Genomic DNA, 14,928 nt, shown 5'->3' with positions numbered 1-14,928 from the left:
CACTTGGCCCTATATTTTTGTGGAACGGCGCCCATGCGGCGCCGTTTTGCTGTGAGGAACCGGCACACCTTCGCGATGGAATGGATTGCGGACCATGTTAACTCTTGATCTTTGGCCCGCCTGCCTCCACCTAACACGAGAAGGCCGAGGTGCCCGATTTCTGTGCTGTAAAACTCCCGTCATAAACGGTGGTAGGCGGAACGATCCCCGGTCGTTAATATGAGATTCGCGGTTGGCCTGATGGTGGCCGCGACATGAAAGGTTGGACAATGGCCAAAATATCCAAGGCTCCCAGCGACGGCGTCTTCGCAGTCCTCCCGCTGCGCGACATCGTGGTGTTCCCGCACATGATCGTTCCGCTCTTCGTCGGGCGTGAAAAGTCGATCAAGGCGCTGGAAGAGGTGATGGGTCAGGAAAAGCAGATCCTGCTTGCCACCCAGATGAATGCCGCCGATGACGATCCCGAGCCCGATGCGATCTTCGACATCGGCACGCTCGCCAATGTGCTGCAATTGCTGAAGCTGCCCGACGGCACCGTCAAGGTTCTGGTCGAGGGCGCCTCGCGTGCGAAAATCGTCTCTTTCACCGACCGTCCCGACTTCCACGAGGCCAAGGCCGCGGCGCTGGTCGAGCCGGAAGAGGAAGAGGTAGAGGTCGAGGCCCTCGCCCGCTCGGTTGTCACCGACTTCGAGAACTACGTCAAGCTGAACAAGAAGATCTCGCCCGAAGTGGTGGGTGCCGCCAGCCAGATCGACGACTATTCCAAGCTCGCCGACACGGTTGCCTCGCATCTCGCCATCAAGATCCCTGAAAAGCAGGAAATGCTGGCCACGCTTTCCGTCAAGGAGCGGCTGGAAAAGGCGATGGGCTTCATGGAGGCCGAAATCTCCGTCCTGCAGGTGGAGAAGCGCATCCGCTCGCGCGTCAAGCGCCAGATGGAGAAGACGCAGCGCGAATACTACCTCAACGAGCAGATGAAGGCGATTCAGAAGGAGCTCGGCGAAGGCGAGGACGGCCGCGACGAGGCCGCCGAGATCGAGGCGCGCATCAAGAAAACCAAGCTCTCCAAGGAGGCTCGCGAAAAGGCGGAAGCCGAATTGAAGAAGCTCAGGACGATGTCGCCGATGTCGGCTGAATCGACGGTCGTGCGCAACTATCTCGATTGGCTGCTGTCGATCCCGTGGGGCAAGAACTCCAAGGTCAAGCAGGACCTGGCCTACGCGCAGAACGTCCTCGACACCGATCACTTCGGCCTCGACAAGGTCAAGGACCGCATCGTCGAGTACCTTGCCGTGCAAAGCCGCCAGAAGAAGCTGAAGGGGCCGATCCTGTGCCTCGTCGGCCCTCCCGGTGTCGGCAAGACCTCGCTCGGCAAATCGATCGCCAAGGCAACCGGTCGCGAGTTCATCCGCATGGCGCTCGGCGGCGTGCGTGACGAAGCCGAGATCCGTGGTCACCGGCGCACCTATATCGGCTCGATGCCCGGCAAGGTCATCCAGTCGATGAAGAAGGCAAAGAAGTCCAACCCGCTCTTCCTGCTCGACGAGATCGACAAGATGGGCCAGGACTTCCGTGGCGATCCGTCGTCGGCCCTGCTCGAGGTGCTCGATCCCGAACAGAACTCGACGTTCATGGATCACTACCTCGAGGTCGAATACGACCTGTCGAGCGTGATGTTCGTGACGACGGCCAACACGCTGAACATCCCTGCGCCCCTGATGGACCGCATGGAGATCATCCGTATCGCCGGCTACACCGAGGACGAGAAGATCGAGATTGCCAAGCGGCACCTGATGCCGAAGGTGATCCGCGATCACGCACTGCAGCCGAAGGAGTTCTCCGTCGGTGAGGACGCGATCCGCGCCATCATCCAGACCTACACCCGTGAAGCGGGCGTCAGAAGCCTGGAGCGCGAGCTGATGAAGCTCGGGCGCAAGGCGGTGACCGAGATCCTGAAGACGAAGAAGAAGACGGTGAGCATCACGGCGGCGAACCTCGCCGACTATCTCGGTGTTCAGCGCTACCGCTTCGGCCAGGTCGAGGCTGACGATCAGGTCGGTGTCGTCACCGGTCTTGCCTGGACGGAGGTCGGCGGCGAGTTGCTGACGGTCGAAGGTGTCATGATGCCCGGCAAGGGCCGCATGACGGTGACCGGCAATCTGCGCGACGTGATGAAGGAATCGATTTCGGCGGCGGCCTCCTATGTCCGCTCGCGCGCCATCGATTTCGGCATCGAGCCGCCGCTGTTCGACAAGCGCGACATCCACGTGCACTTGCCGGAAGGCGCAACGCCGAAGGACGGTCCGTCCGCGGGTGCCGCCATGGCCACGGCCATTGTGTCGGTGCTGACGGGTATTCCGGTTCGGGCCGATGTGGCGATGACTGGCGAGATAACGCTTCGCGGCCGCATCTTGCCGATCGGCGGCCTCAAGGAGAAGCTGCTCGCCGCGTTGCGCGGCGGCATCAAGAAGGTGCTGATCCCGGAAGACAACGCCAAGGATCTGGCGGAGATTCCGGACAACGTGAAGAACGGCATGGAAATCATTCCGGTCTCACGCGTCGGTGAGGTCTTGCGCCACGCGCTGGTGCGGATGCCGGAGCCGATCGAATGGGTCGAGCCGGTCAATCCGCCGGCCACGACCGACAGTGCCGACGATGCCGGAAAGTCGCTTGCGCATTAGTTTTTTCTAAAGTTGCAGTGCACAAACAGAAAGCCGGGCCTCGCGCCCGGCTTTTTCATGTGAAAAACCCCGGAATTCCGGGCTTTTTCCGCTTTTTTCCTGCCTTTTCGACTTGGTTGCGGCAACGCTTCTTTCTAAAGTCCGTTTCCTGCCGGACGAGTCGTAAGTTCCGGTGTTCTCATGGAAGGGAATTTTTATGAACAAGAACGAACTGGTGTCCGCTGTCGCCGACGCCGCGAGCATTTCGAAGGGTGACGCGCAGTCGGCGGTCGATGCAGTGTTTTCTGTCATCTCCGGCGAACTGAAGAAGGGCGGCGATGTCCGGCTTGTCGGCTTTGGCAATTTCACCGTGTCAAAGCGCGCTGCATCCACCGGCCGCAACCCCCAGACCGGTGCCGAAGTGCAGATCCCGGCGCGCACCGTGCCGAAGTTCTCGGCCGGCAAGGGCCTCAAGGACGCCGTCAACTAAGCGCATTTAATTTTCAAAAACCTGAAAAGCCGGGCTTGCCCGGCTTTTCATTTTTGGACTCGTGTCGATCGGATCGGAAGCTCCTCAAACAGTCGGGGCGTCGGCGCGCATCAGGCCTTCCTTCTTGAGATGGGCCCAGAGCGCTGCAGGGAGTTTCGCGTCCAGCAGCGACCGGTTGCTCTCGACTTCTTCAGGCCTCTGGCCGCCGGGGATGACCGAAACCACCGACGGGTGCAACAGCGGGAACTGCAGGGCGGCCTCGATCAGCCTGATATCATGGCGTTTGCAGACGGCCTCGATGCGCGTCACGCGGTCGAGCACATCCTGCGGCGCTTCGGAATAGTTGTAGTAGGCGCCGGGCTTGGGTCCGGTCGCCAGGATGCCGGAATTGTAGGGGCCGCCGAGAACGATGCCGATGCCGCGTTTCTGGCAAAGCGGCAGGAACGATGCCAGCGCCTCCTGTTCCAGCAGCGTGTAGCGGCCGGCAAGCAGGAACAGGTCGAAATCGCCGCGCTCGGCCAGCGTCTGGGCCACCTGCCACTCGTTGATGCCGCCGCCGAACGCCTTGATGACGCCTTGGTCGCGCAAGGCAAGCAGACCATAATAGCCCGAGCGCATGAACTCATCGATGCGCTGGTCGGACGCCTCTTTGCTGCCATGGGTGAAGATGTCGACATCGTGCACGAACAGGATGTCGATGCGGTCGACGCCAAGCCGCTCCAGCGACGCCTCGAACGAGCGCATGACGCCGTCATAGCTGTAATCGTAGACCTCCTTGCGCGACGGCGTGTCGAAGAACTTGCCGATGCCCGTGCGCTCCTCCGGCGGGCAGGCGCGCATGATGCGGCCGACCTTGCTCGACAGCACATAGTCGTCGCGCTTCCTGGAGCGCAGGAACGGGTTGAGGCGCGTTTCCGACAGGCCGAGCCCATAGAGAGGTGCTGTGTCATAGTAGCGGCAGCCAGTCGCCCAGGCGGCCTCCAGCGTCGCATTGGCGTCCTCGTCGGAGACGGCGCGGTAAAGATTGCCGAGCGGAGCCGTGCCGAAGCCCAGCTCCGTAAAGGCGATGCCGCCATTGCCGATGCGGTCGAAATGCCGTGTCTTCATGTCTTGAAATTTTCCCGGATTGATTTGTCTAACATGACACTATCATGCTCGTGGCTCGGCAAAAGCACCGCTGAGCGTTGGACACGCATTTTCGCGGTTGCTAGCATGAACGAAATCAAGCTGTTCCGGGAAGAGCATGATCGGAAATTGCCAATCATCTTCGACTACTGGCACGCCGGTGGCGCGGCCATGAGCAACTCCGGCTCGCAGATGTTCAGGACCGCGCTCGACGAGCTTGGCGCGGTGCTGGCGCGCGTCGACCGCGATCGGATCGACGCCGCTTGCGGGATGCTGGCGGATGCCAGACAGATCGTCGTCTATGGCTGCGGCCGCGAGGCCTTGCAGGTGAAGGGCTTCGCCATGCGGCTCTATCATCTGGGCCTGCCGGTTTCGGTCGTCGGCGACATGACCACGCCGCCTGTAGGGCAGGGCGATGTCTTGCTTGTCAGTTCCGGGCCTGGCGAAACTTCGACTGTACTCACCCTGATGCGCATTGCGCGCGAGGCCGGCGCAACCGTCCTGCTCCTGACCGCCCAGGCGGGCGGCAGCGCTGTAGGGCTAGCCGATTTGACGCTGCTGATCCCGGCGCAGACCATGGCCGACGACCAGGGGCCGCAAAAGACGTCGGTGCTGCCGATGGGCTCTGTCTTCGAGGGCGCGTTGTTCCTGCTGTTCGAGATCATGGTGCTGAAATTAAGGGAATTGACCGCGGCGTTGCCGGAAGCCATGCGCGCCCGTCACACCAACATGGAATAGACCATGCGCTATGAACTGATGCTGCCGCACCAGATCCGCAAGGCGATCGCGCAGAATTGGCCGGTCGCGCTGCCGCTCGGCGTGCTGGAATACCATGGCGAGCACATGGCCGTCGGCATGGACACGCTGGCCGTCATCAAGACGCTGGAACTGTTCGAAAAAGAGAGCGACATCGTCATCCTGCCGCCCTTCTATTACGGGGCGGCGAGCTATGCTGTCGCACCGCCTGAAGGCAGCGGCTCCGTTCAGGTCGGCGGCAATCAACTGGCGCCGTTCGGCGAAGAGCTGTTCTACAGCCTGCTGCGCATCGGCTTTCGCAACATCCACGCCATCATTCATCACCAGACTGAGAATTTCTCCGCCGGCATGCCGACCGATCTCGCTTTCAAGACCGCCGGCAGACAGGCGATCTTCCGCTTCCTCGAGAAGCAGCGCGGCGAGGGCTGGTGGGGAGCCGAGACGATGGCCGACTACTACGCCGGACATGCCGCGGGCGAAAATTTCTTCAACTGGGTACAGGTGCATCCCCTGATGCCGGTCGCAATGAACGGCAAATACCCGTTCGACCATGCCGGCATCGGTGAGACATCGCTGATGCTGGCGCTATGCCCGGAAGCGGTGGATGCCGCGCACTTCGCGGACAACAAAAGCTGGTATACGGCGAGCGCGGCGGATGCTTCGGCAGAACTCGGACAGCAGGGCGTCGCCATGATCATGGATCATCTGCGCACGATCCTGAAGGCCTAGCCGGCCCTTTCCTTCTCCCACAGCGGAGGGAAGGAAGAGGCGCCCGGTTACTTCACCGCACCAGCCGTCATGCCCATGATCAGGTAACGTTCCAGCGCGATGCCGATGACCGCAAGCGGCGCGATCGCTGCGGTGGCCAGAGCAGCCATCGACCACCAGTTGATACCTTGCGACCCCGTTTGACTGGCGACCATGACCGGGATCGTCTTGGCGTCCGTCGATGTCAAAAGGGCGGCGAAGAAATACTCGTTCCAGCACAGCACCATTGCCAGGATGAAGGCTGCGACCATGCCCGGCAGCGCGATCGGCATGACGATGCGGAAAAAGGCGCCCCAGATCGACAGGCCGTCGACGAGGGCTGCTTCCTCCAGCTCGACGGGGATGGAATTGAACTGGTCACGCATGATCCAGATGACGATCGGCAGCACCATCAGCGTGTAGAGCAGGATCAACCCGATGCGCTTATCGAGCAGCCCGACTTCGCGGTAGAGCACCAGGAAGGGTAGGGCCAGCACCACCGGCGGCAGGATCAACTGCGACAGGAAGAAGAACGAGATATCCTCGTTCTTGAACCAGGCGAAATGGTAGCGATAGCGGGTCAGGCCATAGGCAGCGAGGCTGCCGATGATGATCGCCAGGCTTGACGCGCCGACCGAGGTGACGACCGAATTCATGAAACGCTTGAGGAATTCGTCGCGCACGGTCGAAGTCTGGAAGATCGAGTCCGGCGACAGGCCAAGCGATCGCCACCCTTTCCAATCCGGCTGGAAGTCGACAAACGGGATCAGATGGCCTTGAGTGACATCCACCGCCGTTTTGAACGAGGTGGTGATGGTCCAATAGATCGGAAAAAGGCAGATGAAGCCCCAGCAGGCGAGCGCGCCATAGATGAAGACGCGGCTGGCGACGAAGCTCGCCGGCGAGCGGATTTCGGAGGCGACGTAGTCTGTGGTCTGGACGCTCATCTTGCTCTAATTCACATTGCGCACGAAACGGCTGGCGAACTTCAACAGCCAGGTCACGAACACCACGATGATGACCAGATAGGCCATCGCCAGCATGGTCCCGTAGCCGACATTCGAGCGGTCGCGGTATTCGCGGTAGATGAAGCTCGACACCGAATCAGTGGCGCCGCCCGGACCGCCCGAGGTAACCGTGATTATGATGTCGGCAAGCTTCAGCTTGAAGATGATGCGCAGGATCACCGCCGTCACCGACACCGGCAGCATCAGCGGGAAAGTGACCTGCCAGAAGGTCTGCCAGGCCGTGGCGCCATCGACACGTGCCGCCTCCAGCACCTCGCGCGACATCGCCTGCAGTCCCGCCAGCAGCATGATCATCATGAACGGAACGAAGGTCCAGGCGTCCAGCAGCATGATCGAGATGCGGGCGGTGATCGGGTTCGAGAAGAAAGCCGGGTCTTCCCAGCCGAGATGGCGCGCCAGCGTGGCTGCTGGTCCAAAGCGGTATTCCATCAGCGACTTGCCGATCATCCAGGACACGGCGACCGGTGACAGCATCAGCGGCATCAGGAACACCACCCGGAAGAATTTTCGGGCGCGGATCTGCGCGTTGAGCAGCAGCGCCAGGCCGAACGCGATCACATATTCGACCAGCACCGCCAGCACATAGAGCACCATGTTGACCAGGGCGTTGCGGTAGTATGGGTCGGCGAGCATCTGCCAGAAATTGTCGAGCCCGTTGAACCTGCGGCCGCTGAACGAACTGAGATTCCAGTCGGTGAGCGCGATGTAGAAGCCGAACAGCGTCGGGAAGATCACCATCGCGATGGTGAACAAAAGAGCCGGCAGCAGGAAGAGCGCGCGCTGGCCGTCCTCGCCGCGTGTCAGAACCTGGCCGATGCCGATCGCCACACCCCACAGCACATAGGCGTAGACCACGGGCCGCCATGTCTCGAAGCCGATCGTATCGACCTCGGTCTTGTAGAGGATCTGCAGCACGATCGTTGCCAGCAGGCCGAGCGTGGCAAGCGCCATCAGCGCCCAGCCCAAACGCCTGCGCCCTGGCGGGATCAGATCATAGGAGGCGGCGTCTGCCGGCCACCCGGTCGCGGTCGAAGTCTGGTCAGCCACAAATCTCGCCCGTTTGGAAGGGAAGGCTGTGGTCCGGCGTTGCCGCCGGACCACGGTTCAAAGGCAGCTTACATGCCGAGCGAGGCCTTGTAGAGCTTGACCTGCTTGTCGCGGCCGATCTGGTCGGTCAGCTTCTCCCAGGCGGCCGCGATGGCATCGGCGCCTTCCTGCGCCTTCATCTTGCCGGCGAAAGTGTTGGCCAGGATATCCTCGGCGGCGCTGTAATACTGGAAGATGCCGGGGATGCGCGGCTCGATCGCCGCGTTGGGGTGGTTGTAGCTGTCGCCTTCCGACTTGAGATAGGAGGTGATGAAAGCCTCGTCGTAGCCGGCCGCCACCCATTCGGGAATGTCGAAATGGGAGTTGCGGTAGGGCTGGAAGCCCGACGGATACATCGCCGTCCAGATCGACAGGTCCTTGCCGCCGAGATGGGCGGCCGCCGACCATGCAGCCTTTTTCTTTTTCTCGTCCGCATCGACACGGGCCATGACATAGACGCCCCAGCCGAGATAGGCGCAGTTCGGCGCATAGTTCGGGCCGCTGGCGAGCTTCTCCCACTTGCCGGTCTTGGAGTTATAGACATCGTCGGAGCCCGGCAGGATCGAGAAGCCGGTGACATCGCCGATGACCGAGCTATCATTGGTCTTGACGTTCGAGCCGACATCGCCCCACCAGGGGATCATCGAGCCGGTGCCGGCCAGGAACTGCTGGAAGGCGGTGGTGTTCGGGTCGGCATTGATCTGGTCGGCGGGCTCCGACGGCAGGGCGTCGATGACATCCTGGATGGCCCGTACCCAAGCCGGATTGTTGACGCGTGGCTTCATCGTGTCGGCGTCGAACAGCCAGGCCTTGTCATCGGGATGCTTGGCGTAGGCGCTGGCACGGCTGCCCAGGAAATAGAAGCCGAAACCGCCCCAGGGCTTAGGCGCGTCGAGATAGCCGTAAACATCCTGGCCCTTGAACTTCTTGCCCTTCAGGAACTTGGTCACGGCCTGAACCTCTTGCCAGGTCTTCGGTACACCCCATTCGCTGGTCGCCCCGCCATCCTTCCACTGCTTGGCGAGATCGGCGTCTGCAAACACGTCGGTGCGGTAGTTGAAGTTGTGCGCGTCGCCGTCGATGGTGACCCGGTACTGCTTGCCATCCCAGGTGCCAACGGGCGGCTTGAGGTAGTTGACGAGATCGTCGAAGTCGATCTGCTTCTTGACCCAGTCGGGCATCTCCGAAGTCAGGCCCTTGCCGCAGACGTCGCCCTCGAACGGGGCGCCCATCTCGATGATGTCGAAATCGACGGTGCCGGTGGCGATCGACTGCTGCAGGCGGGCGTTGTAGTCGGCCTGCGCCAGGTCGATCCAGCTGATCTTGGCGCCGGTATAGGTCTCCCATGGCTTCAGGAAACCACGAAACAGCACATTGTGCAGGTTCTGGTTGTTGAGACCCATGAAGGTGAGCTCGACACCGGCGAACTCGCCTTCCTTGACATTGGCCTTGGTCGCCTCGAGGCAAAGCTCGCCAACCTTCTGGAAGTCGGCGTCGGTCGGCTGACCTTTGCCAACCCCGGGAATCTGCAGGATTTTCGAGCGCAGTTCGCTTGCGGCGGCAGCTGGGCGCGTCAGCGCGCCAAGTCCGGCGCCGGATGCGGCCGCGATCGCGGCCATCGAGGCCGCGCCCTTCAATATGTCGCGCCTTGTAGCGCCGGCACGGACCAGTTTGTCGTAAAGACCTACTCGCATGGACTATTCCTCCCAGAACATTAGTCGTGAATCGAAGTGCCGATCGCGCCGGGCGCTGGCTTTGTTCAGAAGCGAAACGTAGGACCCCAACCTGCGTCGCTTCGCGTTCCGTTTTTCGGGTAGAGTACCAGCGTTTCGGATCGGCGCTTGTCACTATTCTCGCAACCAAACGCCGTGTCAACGAGAACGGTTTTTGTCTATAAGAGACCGACTTGCCCTGACCGGTCGCGTTGGTTAGCTTCTGCGCCTACGGCCAGTGGAGCCGATGGGGGAACGATGGCTCAAGTCGCGATCAGCAATGTTGCCAAGGCGTTTGGAACCGTCAAGGTTCTGCACGAAGTCAGCGTCGACATTGCCGATGGTCAGTTCGTCGTGCTTGTCGGCCCGTCCGGTTGCGGCAAGTCCACGCTGCTCAGGATGGTGGCGGGGCTGGAGACTGTCTCCGGCGGCACGATCGCCATCGGCGACCGCGTCGTCAATCACCTGCCGCCCGCAAAGCGCGACATTGCCATGGTGTTCCAGAACTATGCGCTTTATCCGCACAAGACGGTCGAGCAGAACATGGCTTTTGCCCTCAAGCTGCGCAAGACCGATCCGGCCGTGGTTGCCGAGCGGGTCAAGCGCGCCGCAGACATCCTCGACCTCAGCCCCTATCTGAAGCGCTATCCGCGCCAGCTTTCCGGCGGCCAGCGTCAGCGCGTCGCCATGGGGCGCGCCATCGTGCGCAATCCGCAGGTATTCCTGTTCGACGAGCCGCTTTCGAACCTCGACGCCAAGCTGCGCGTGCAGATGCGCACCGAGATCAAGGAACTGCACCAGCGGCTGAAGACCACCACCATCTATGTCACCCACGACCAGATCGAAGCCATGACGATGGCTGACAAGATCGTCGTCATGCGCGACGGCCGCATCGAACAGGTCGGCGCGCCGCTGGAGCTTTTCGACCGGCCGGCGAACCTTTTCGTCGCCGGTTTCATCGGCTCGCCTTCGATGAACCTGCTCAAGGGCACCGGGCGCAAGGGCGGCGTCGACATTGCCGGAACGCTGTTCCCGGTTGCTCCGAACAACGCCGTCGAGGAGGGGCGCTCCGTCGTCTATGGCGTGCGCCCCGAACATCTTGAGATCCACCCCGATGGCGTGCCGGCCAAGATTTCGGTGGTCGAGCCGACCGGCTCGGAAACCCTGGTCTTCCTGCGTTTCGGCGACGGCGAGATGGTGGCGCTGTTTCGCGAGCGCCATGACTTCAAGCCGGGCGACACGCTGAAGCTTCGGCCAAGGCTCGACCATCTCCATCTGTTCGACGCCGAGACCGGGAAGCGTCTCTGATCTCAAACGCACTTCACGAGGACCATCATGCTCAAAGGGATCGATCCGTTGCTCAATGCCGATGTGCTCCAGGCATTGCGGGCGATGGGACATGGCGATGACCTGATCATCGCCGACACCAATTTTCCCTCCGATTCGGTAGCGCGCCGGACGGCGCTCGGTCGGGTGCTGCGCATCGATGCCTCGGCGGCGCAGGTGGTGAAGGCCGTGCTGTCGCTATACCCGCTGGACACGTTCGTCGATGATTCGGCCGCCCGCATGGAGATCGTCGGCAAACCGGACGAGATCCCAGCCGTGCAGAAGGAAGTGCAGAAGGAGATCGACGCCGCCGAGGGCAAGTCCTGGCCGATGGTGCCGGTCGAGCGTTACGCCTTCTATGAGCGCGCCAAGCAGGCTTATTGCGTCATCCAGACTGGCGAACGCCGCTTCTACGGCTGCTTTGCCTTCCGCAAGGGCGTCGTGCCGCCGGATGCGGAGTAGCGGCATGGCCTCGGGCAAGCCGGTTGTTATCCTCGGTGTCTTTGTTGCCGATACAGCTTACAGGGCGCAGCGCCAGCCGCGCATGGGCGAAACGATCCTCGGCAATTCCTTCAAGCTGGGGCCAGGCGGCAAGGGGTCGAACCAGGCAGTGGCCGCCGGCAAGCTCGGGGCGGACGTCACATTCCTGACCCGCCTCGGTGTCGATGCCTTCGCCGACATGGCCACGCGGACCTGGAAGGATGCCGGCGTGAAGAGCGCCGCGATCGACACGCCGGACAGCTATACCGGTGCCGCCTACATCTTCGTCGAGGAGGGAAGCGGCAACAACGCCATCATCGTCAGTCCCGGCGCTGCCATGCTGATCACGCCTGAGGATATCGAAGCCAATGTCGACCTGATCCGTGGTGCCGGTGTTTTCGTGACGCAGCTCGAACAGCCGATCGATGCCGCGATGCGGGCGCTGGAGATCGCGCGCGGGGCAGGGGTGACGACCATCCTCAATCCGGCACCGGCGGCAAAGCTTCCCGACCGCATCTACACGCTCTGCGACTATCTCACACCCAATGAGACCGAAGCCGAGGAATTGACCGGAATGGGAGTCACTTCGGTCGACGACGCGCGCGCCGCCGCGGACAAGCTGCTTGAAAAGGGCGTCGGCACGGTCATCGTCACGCTCGGCGACAAGGGCGCGCTGCTGCACGCGAAGGATCGGTCCGAGCATGTTCCAGCCATCAGTGCCGGCCCTGTCGTCGAGACCACCGGCGCGGGGGACGCCTTCAATGGCGGCTTGGCCGCAGCACTTTCGCGCGGCGTGGAGCCGCTGGAGGCGGTGCGCTTCGCCTGCGCCGTTGCCGGCATTTCCGTGACACGTCCGGGCACCGCACCGTCGATGCCGACATTGCAGGAGATCGAGGCGCTGCTGGCCAAGGGCTGAGGCAATTGCCCGGAACTCGCAGGGTACCCCGGAGGCCAGAACGTTCCGGCCTCCGAAGTCTCATGCTCGATGGACGCGTTGCGAAGCTACTGCCTGACGTAGCAGCGCTTTCCCTGATCCGGAGCGGGATCGCCGAATGCATCATTGTCGCATTGGACGCCATTGCGGAACACGTCCTGCGTGAATCGGCCGTGGGCGCCGTACCTGACCACCTTGCGGCCATAGAAATCGCAGAATTCGCCTTCCTCGGCGCAGACCGCCCACTTCTCGCGGCGAGGCTCATCGTAATCGTCGTTCGACTCGTCACGGTCGCGCTTCACGATGAAGCAGAACTTTTCCTTGCCCGGCGCAGGATCGCCGAAAACGCGGTTCGAACAGGGTATCGCGTTGCGCTCGATATAACGCGAGGTCGTGCGGCCCTTGGCGCCGTAGACGACCTCGGCGGGATAGGGCAGGCGGCAGATCTCGCCCTCGCGCGCGCATCGCTGCAGCCGGTCCGCCGACGCGGCGGCGGGAAAAAGGATAGAGGCGGTCGTCGTCGCGCCGCCCAGGCAAATCAGCGTGAATATCGTGCGCGTAGAAATATTCGGTGCAATTGACATTACGTCCTCCATGCCATTCCGGCAGCATACTGCAATCTGGCTGCCTGCGGATGAATCGAGCGCTTTGTGGGCGATTGCGCAAGCAGATTCGCAACGACCAACGCGTTCGCGGTCTGCAGGGCTGCTTCGTCCGTTGTTTGTCAGCCACCGGAACCGCGTCGTGGGTTCCACGGTACCGCTCATGCAAGGGGTGATTTTGGATCCTGGGAAAGCCAGGCCTAAGGACGCCTTCGGCACGTCAATTCTGAAGAGATCTTTGACAATTCATGTCGGCATTTCCCTGGAGCCAAGGATCGTGATCCTTGAGGGAAATGGCGCGAGTGACGGGGCTCGAACCCGCGACCTCCGGCGTGACAGGCCGGCACTCTAACCAACTGAGCTACACCCGCGCATTGACGAGCACGTGTCAGCCGTGTTCGTCGTTGGGGCGCTGGATAAGGGGTTCGCTACCGGGTGTCAAGCGCACCAAACCATCATAACGCCAAACAGGAGAAGGTTTTTTGACAGCCGGCATTTTGTTCGCAAATCGGGCCTGCGAACAGGGCATCCCACACTCATTTAGCCTTGCGAAGCAAGTCCCGACCGCTTAAAGGTCCGGCCCGGAGCGGGCGATTAGCTCAGTTGGTAGAGCGCTTCGTTTACACCGAAGATGTCGGCGGTTCGAGCCCGTCATCGCCCACCATATCTTTCCACCCGTTGATGTTTTCCGGTTTGCGGGCGCCACGAATCGCCGCGTCGACAACAGTTCCGCGCACAGCTCACCTGTTCTCCCTCCTGAGGGCGTGCATTGCTTTTTCACGGGTGAGCGGCATTTTCGGGAAATCTTTAGGGCCTCCCAGCGTTCACCTCGATAGAGATAGCCATTGCCGTGGGGGCCACAGCTCTCGCCGAAGGCAACTGCGGCTGCAGGTCAAGGAAAATGCCCGTTCAAGCTTTCATCAACCGAATTGCCACGGCCGTCCCTGATCACGGTGTCCACCAATTCTTCCTTCAATTTGCGGGCTCCCAGCTGGCAGATCCCCGCCGCCGCGCAATTTTCGATCGCATGGCCGACAAGGGCGGCATCGAACATCGCTATTCCTGCTTCGCACCCGCTAGTGATCCTGAGGGTCTGAGCGTCGACCTGGCGGGTGTTTTCAAGCGCGGTGCGTTTCCAGGTACGGCCAAACGCATGGAAATGTTTGCCACGGCCGCGCCCGCGCTGGCCGAGCGAGCATTGGAGCGGCTCCTGGAGGGCGAAGACAGGAAGGGTGTCACGCATCTGATCGTCACCACGTGTACGGGCTTCTCCGCCCCCGGCATCGATCTGGAAATAATCGCCCGGTGCAATCTGCCCACCACCGTGGAGCGCACGATCATCGGCTTCATGGGATGTTATGCGGCAATCAATGCGCTCAAACTGGCGCGGCACATCGTCCTGTCGGAACCTGCGGCCCACGTTGTGATCGTCTGCATTGAACTCTGTACGCTCCATCTCAAGGAGACGGCTGATCTCGAAAAGCTGCTATCTTTCTCCCTCTGGGGCGATGGCTGCGCGGCCGCGTCGGTGACCGCCCGCCCGTTTGGCATCGGCCTGGACAGTTTTCATGCGATCGTGGATACCGATGCCCGCGACCTGATGAGCTGGAGCGTGCACGACGACGGGTTCGACATGGTTCTGTCGGGGCAGGTTCCTGCTGCAATCCAGAATGCGCTTGGCAAAGGCGTCGGCGCCATCCTGGGAAACAGGACCGCCGCCAACGTCGACCTTTGGGCTGTTCACCCGGGTGGGCGTTCCATTCTCGACGCCGTGGAGCGCGCGCTGGATCTTCCTCCCGATGCGCTGTTGCCGTCGCGCGACGTGCTTCGCGAAAACGGAAACATGTCCTCCGCCACCGTGATGTTCGTGCTGGAGCGGATGCTTCGTGGGTTCACGGATGATGACGTGGGCTGTGCAATGGCATTCGGCCCCGGCCTCACGGCCGAGACGATGATGTTCCACACTGCCGGCAGTGCCTGAC

At 61.8% G+C, this 14,928-nt stretch carries 13 protein-coding genes and 2 tRNA genes; 9 read left to right on the top strand and 6 right to left on the bottom strand.

The genetic code is table 11. The features are described from left to right. Nucleotides 1-269: 269 nt before the first annotated feature. Nucleotides 270-2,681 (top strand): endopeptidase La, encoded by a 2,412-nt coding sequence (gene lon, locus FJ434_RS02755; RefSeq protein ID WP_140506451.1) that lies wholly within the window; start codon nucleotides 270-272, stop codon nucleotides 2,679-2,681. A 196-nt stretch (nucleotides 2,682-2,877) separates the two neighbouring features. Beyond that, the gene (locus tag FJ434_RS02750; RefSeq protein ID WP_027143628.1) at nucleotides 2,878-3,150 is read left to right on the top strand and encodes an HU family DNA-binding protein; all 273 of its coding nucleotides are present in this window, start codon (nucleotides 2,878-2,880) and stop codon (nucleotides 3,148-3,150) included. 84 nt (nucleotides 3,151-3,234) lie between these two features. Here FJ434_RS02750 and FJ434_RS02745 read toward each other — a convergent pair whose 3' ends face one another. Then, nucleotides 3,235-4,257, bottom strand: a complete 1,023-nt coding sequence (locus FJ434_RS02745; RefSeq protein WP_140749577.1) for an aldo/keto reductase — start codon at nucleotides 4,255-4,257, stop codon at nucleotides 3,235-3,237. A gap of 189 nt (nucleotides 4,258-4,446) precedes the next feature. Between FJ434_RS02745 and FJ434_RS02740 the strand changes: the two genes are divergently transcribed. Both FJ434_RS02740 and FJ434_RS02735 read left to right on the top strand, forming a co-directional pair. Then, nucleotides 4,447-5,013 (top strand): SIS domain-containing protein, encoded by a 567-nt coding sequence (locus tag FJ434_RS02740; RefSeq protein WP_140715261.1) that lies wholly within the window; start codon nucleotides 4,447-4,449, stop codon nucleotides 5,011-5,013. A gap of 3 nt (nucleotides 5,014-5,016) precedes the next feature. Next, nucleotides 5,017-5,760, top strand: a complete 744-nt coding sequence (locus FJ434_RS02735) for a creatininase family protein (RefSeq protein ID WP_140715145.1) — start codon at nucleotides 5,017-5,019, stop codon at nucleotides 5,758-5,760. 47 nt (nucleotides 5,761-5,807) lie between these two features. On the opposite strand, the gene FJ434_RS02730 is transcribed toward FJ434_RS02735, so the two are convergent. The 3 genes from FJ434_RS02730 to FJ434_RS02720 all read right to left on the bottom strand — a co-directional run bounded on the left by FJ434_RS02730 (nucleotide 5,808) and on the right by FJ434_RS02720 (nucleotide 9,586). Further along, nucleotides 5,808-6,725 (bottom strand): carbohydrate ABC transporter permease, encoded by a 918-nt coding sequence (locus tag FJ434_RS02730; RefSeq protein ID WP_140749580.1) that lies wholly within the window; start codon nucleotides 6,723-6,725, stop codon nucleotides 5,808-5,810. Between the two features lie 6 nt (nucleotides 6,726-6,731). Next, a complete protein-coding gene (locus tag FJ434_RS02725) occupies nucleotides 6,732-7,853 on the bottom strand; it encodes a sugar ABC transporter permease (RefSeq protein ID WP_140506444.1) in 1,122 nt (373 codons plus the stop codon). Nucleotides 7,854-7,921: 68 nt separating this feature from the next. Beyond that, the gene (locus tag FJ434_RS02720) at nucleotides 7,922-9,586 is read right to left on the bottom strand and encodes a sugar ABC transporter substrate-binding protein (protein ID WP_140506443.1); all 1,665 of its coding nucleotides are present in this window, start codon (nucleotides 9,584-9,586) and stop codon (nucleotides 7,922-7,924) included. Between the two features lie 276 nt (nucleotides 9,587-9,862). On the opposite strand from FJ434_RS02720, the gene ugpC reads away from it, so the two are divergent. Genes ugpC through rbsK form a run of 3 tightly spaced genes read left to right on the top strand, consistent with a single transcriptional unit; the run spans nucleotide 9,863 to nucleotide 12,326 of the window. Continuing rightward, nucleotides 9,863-10,912: a sn-glycerol-3-phosphate ABC transporter ATP-binding protein UgpC gene (gene ugpC, locus FJ434_RS02715; RefSeq protein WP_140506441.1), complete on the top strand. Its 1,050-nt coding sequence runs from the start codon at nucleotides 9,863-9,865 to the stop codon at nucleotides 10,910-10,912. 27 nt (nucleotides 10,913-10,939) lie between these two features. After that, on the top strand, nucleotides 10,940-11,392 hold the full coding sequence (locus FJ434_RS02710; protein ID WP_127278878.1) for an RbsD/FucU family protein: 453 nt from the start codon (nucleotides 10,940-10,942) through the stop codon (nucleotides 11,390-11,392). A 4-nt stretch (nucleotides 11,393-11,396) separates the two neighbouring features. Beyond that, nucleotides 11,397-12,326: a ribokinase gene (rbsK, locus tag FJ434_RS02705; protein ID WP_140749583.1), complete on the top strand. Its 930-nt coding sequence runs from the start codon at nucleotides 11,397-11,399 to the stop codon at nucleotides 12,324-12,326. Between the two features lie 86 nt (nucleotides 12,327-12,412). Here rbsK and FJ434_RS02700 read toward each other — a convergent pair whose 3' ends face one another. Then, nucleotides 12,413-12,928 carry a hypothetical protein gene (locus FJ434_RS02700; RefSeq protein WP_140749586.1) on the bottom strand — a complete coding sequence of 172 codons (516 nt, stop codon included), beginning with the start codon at nucleotides 12,926-12,928 and terminating at the stop codon, nucleotides 12,413-12,415. 312 nt (nucleotides 12,929-13,240) lie between these two features. Then, nucleotides 13,241-13,317, bottom strand: a tRNA-Asp gene (locus FJ434_RS02695). A 217-nt stretch (nucleotides 13,318-13,534) separates the two neighbouring features. Here FJ434_RS02695 and FJ434_RS02690 point away from each other — a divergent pair. Both FJ434_RS02690 and FJ434_RS02685 read left to right on the top strand, forming a co-directional pair. Beyond that, a tRNA-Val gene (locus tag FJ434_RS02690) sits at nucleotides 13,535-13,610 on the top strand. Between the two features lie 237 nt (nucleotides 13,611-13,847). Continuing rightward, on the top strand, nucleotides 13,848-14,927 hold the full coding sequence (locus FJ434_RS02685; protein ID WP_140749589.1) for a type III polyketide synthase: 1,080 nt from the start codon (nucleotides 13,848-13,850) through the stop codon (nucleotides 14,925-14,927). The last annotated feature ends 1 nt before the right edge of the window (nucleotide 14,928 follow it).

This window comes from Mesorhizobium sp. B2-5-13 (assembly GCF_006440535.1).
Classification (GTDB): Bacteria; Pseudomonadota; Alphaproteobacteria; order Rhizobiales; family Rhizobiaceae; genus Mesorhizobium; species Mesorhizobium salmacidum.
Note: the sequence above shows the minus strand (reverse complement) of the source record. Positions and strands in the feature narration are given on the sequence as shown.

Bases quoted from the DNA above. Each gene is read 5' to 3' on its own strand.
- lon (WP_140506451.1), top strand. From the start codon at position 270: ATGGCCAAAATATCCAAGGCTCCCAGCGACGGCGTCTTCGCAGTCCTC.
- FJ434_RS02685 (WP_140749589.1), top strand. From the start codon at position 13,848: ATGCCCGTTCAAGCTTTCATCAACCGAATTGCCACGGCCGTCCCTGAT.
- FJ434_RS02740 (WP_140715261.1), top strand. From the start codon at position 4,447: ATGAGCAACTCCGGCTCGCAGATGTTCAGGACCGCGCTCGACGAGCTT.
- FJ434_RS02735 (WP_140715145.1), top strand. From the start codon at position 5,017: ATGCGCTATGAACTGATGCTGCCGCACCAGATCCGCAAGGCGATCGCG.
- FJ434_RS02700 (WP_140749586.1), bottom strand. From the start codon at position 12,928: ATGTCAATTGCACCGAATATTTCTACGCGCACGATATTCACGCTGATT.
- FJ434_RS02730 (WP_140749580.1), bottom strand. From the start codon at position 6,725: ATGAGCGTCCAGACCACAGACTACGTCGCCTCCGAAATCCGCTCGCCG.
- FJ434_RS02750 (WP_027143628.1), top strand. From the start codon at position 2,878: ATGAACAAGAACGAACTGGTGTCCGCTGTCGCCGACGCCGCGAGCATT.
- ugpC (WP_140506441.1), top strand. From the start codon at position 9,863: ATGGCTCAAGTCGCGATCAGCAATGTTGCCAAGGCGTTTGGAACCGTC.
- FJ434_RS02720 (WP_140506443.1), bottom strand. From the start codon at position 9,586: ATGCGAGTAGGTCTTTACGACAAACTGGTCCGTGCCGGCGCTACAAGG.
- rbsK (WP_140749583.1), top strand. From the start codon at position 11,397: ATGGCCTCGGGCAAGCCGGTTGTTATCCTCGGTGTCTTTGTTGCCGAT.
- FJ434_RS02745 (WP_140749577.1), bottom strand. From the start codon at position 4,257: ATGAAGACACGGCATTTCGACCGCATCGGCAATGGCGGCATCGCCTTT.
- FJ434_RS02710 (WP_127278878.1), top strand. From the start codon at position 10,940: ATGCTCAAAGGGATCGATCCGTTGCTCAATGCCGATGTGCTCCAGGCA.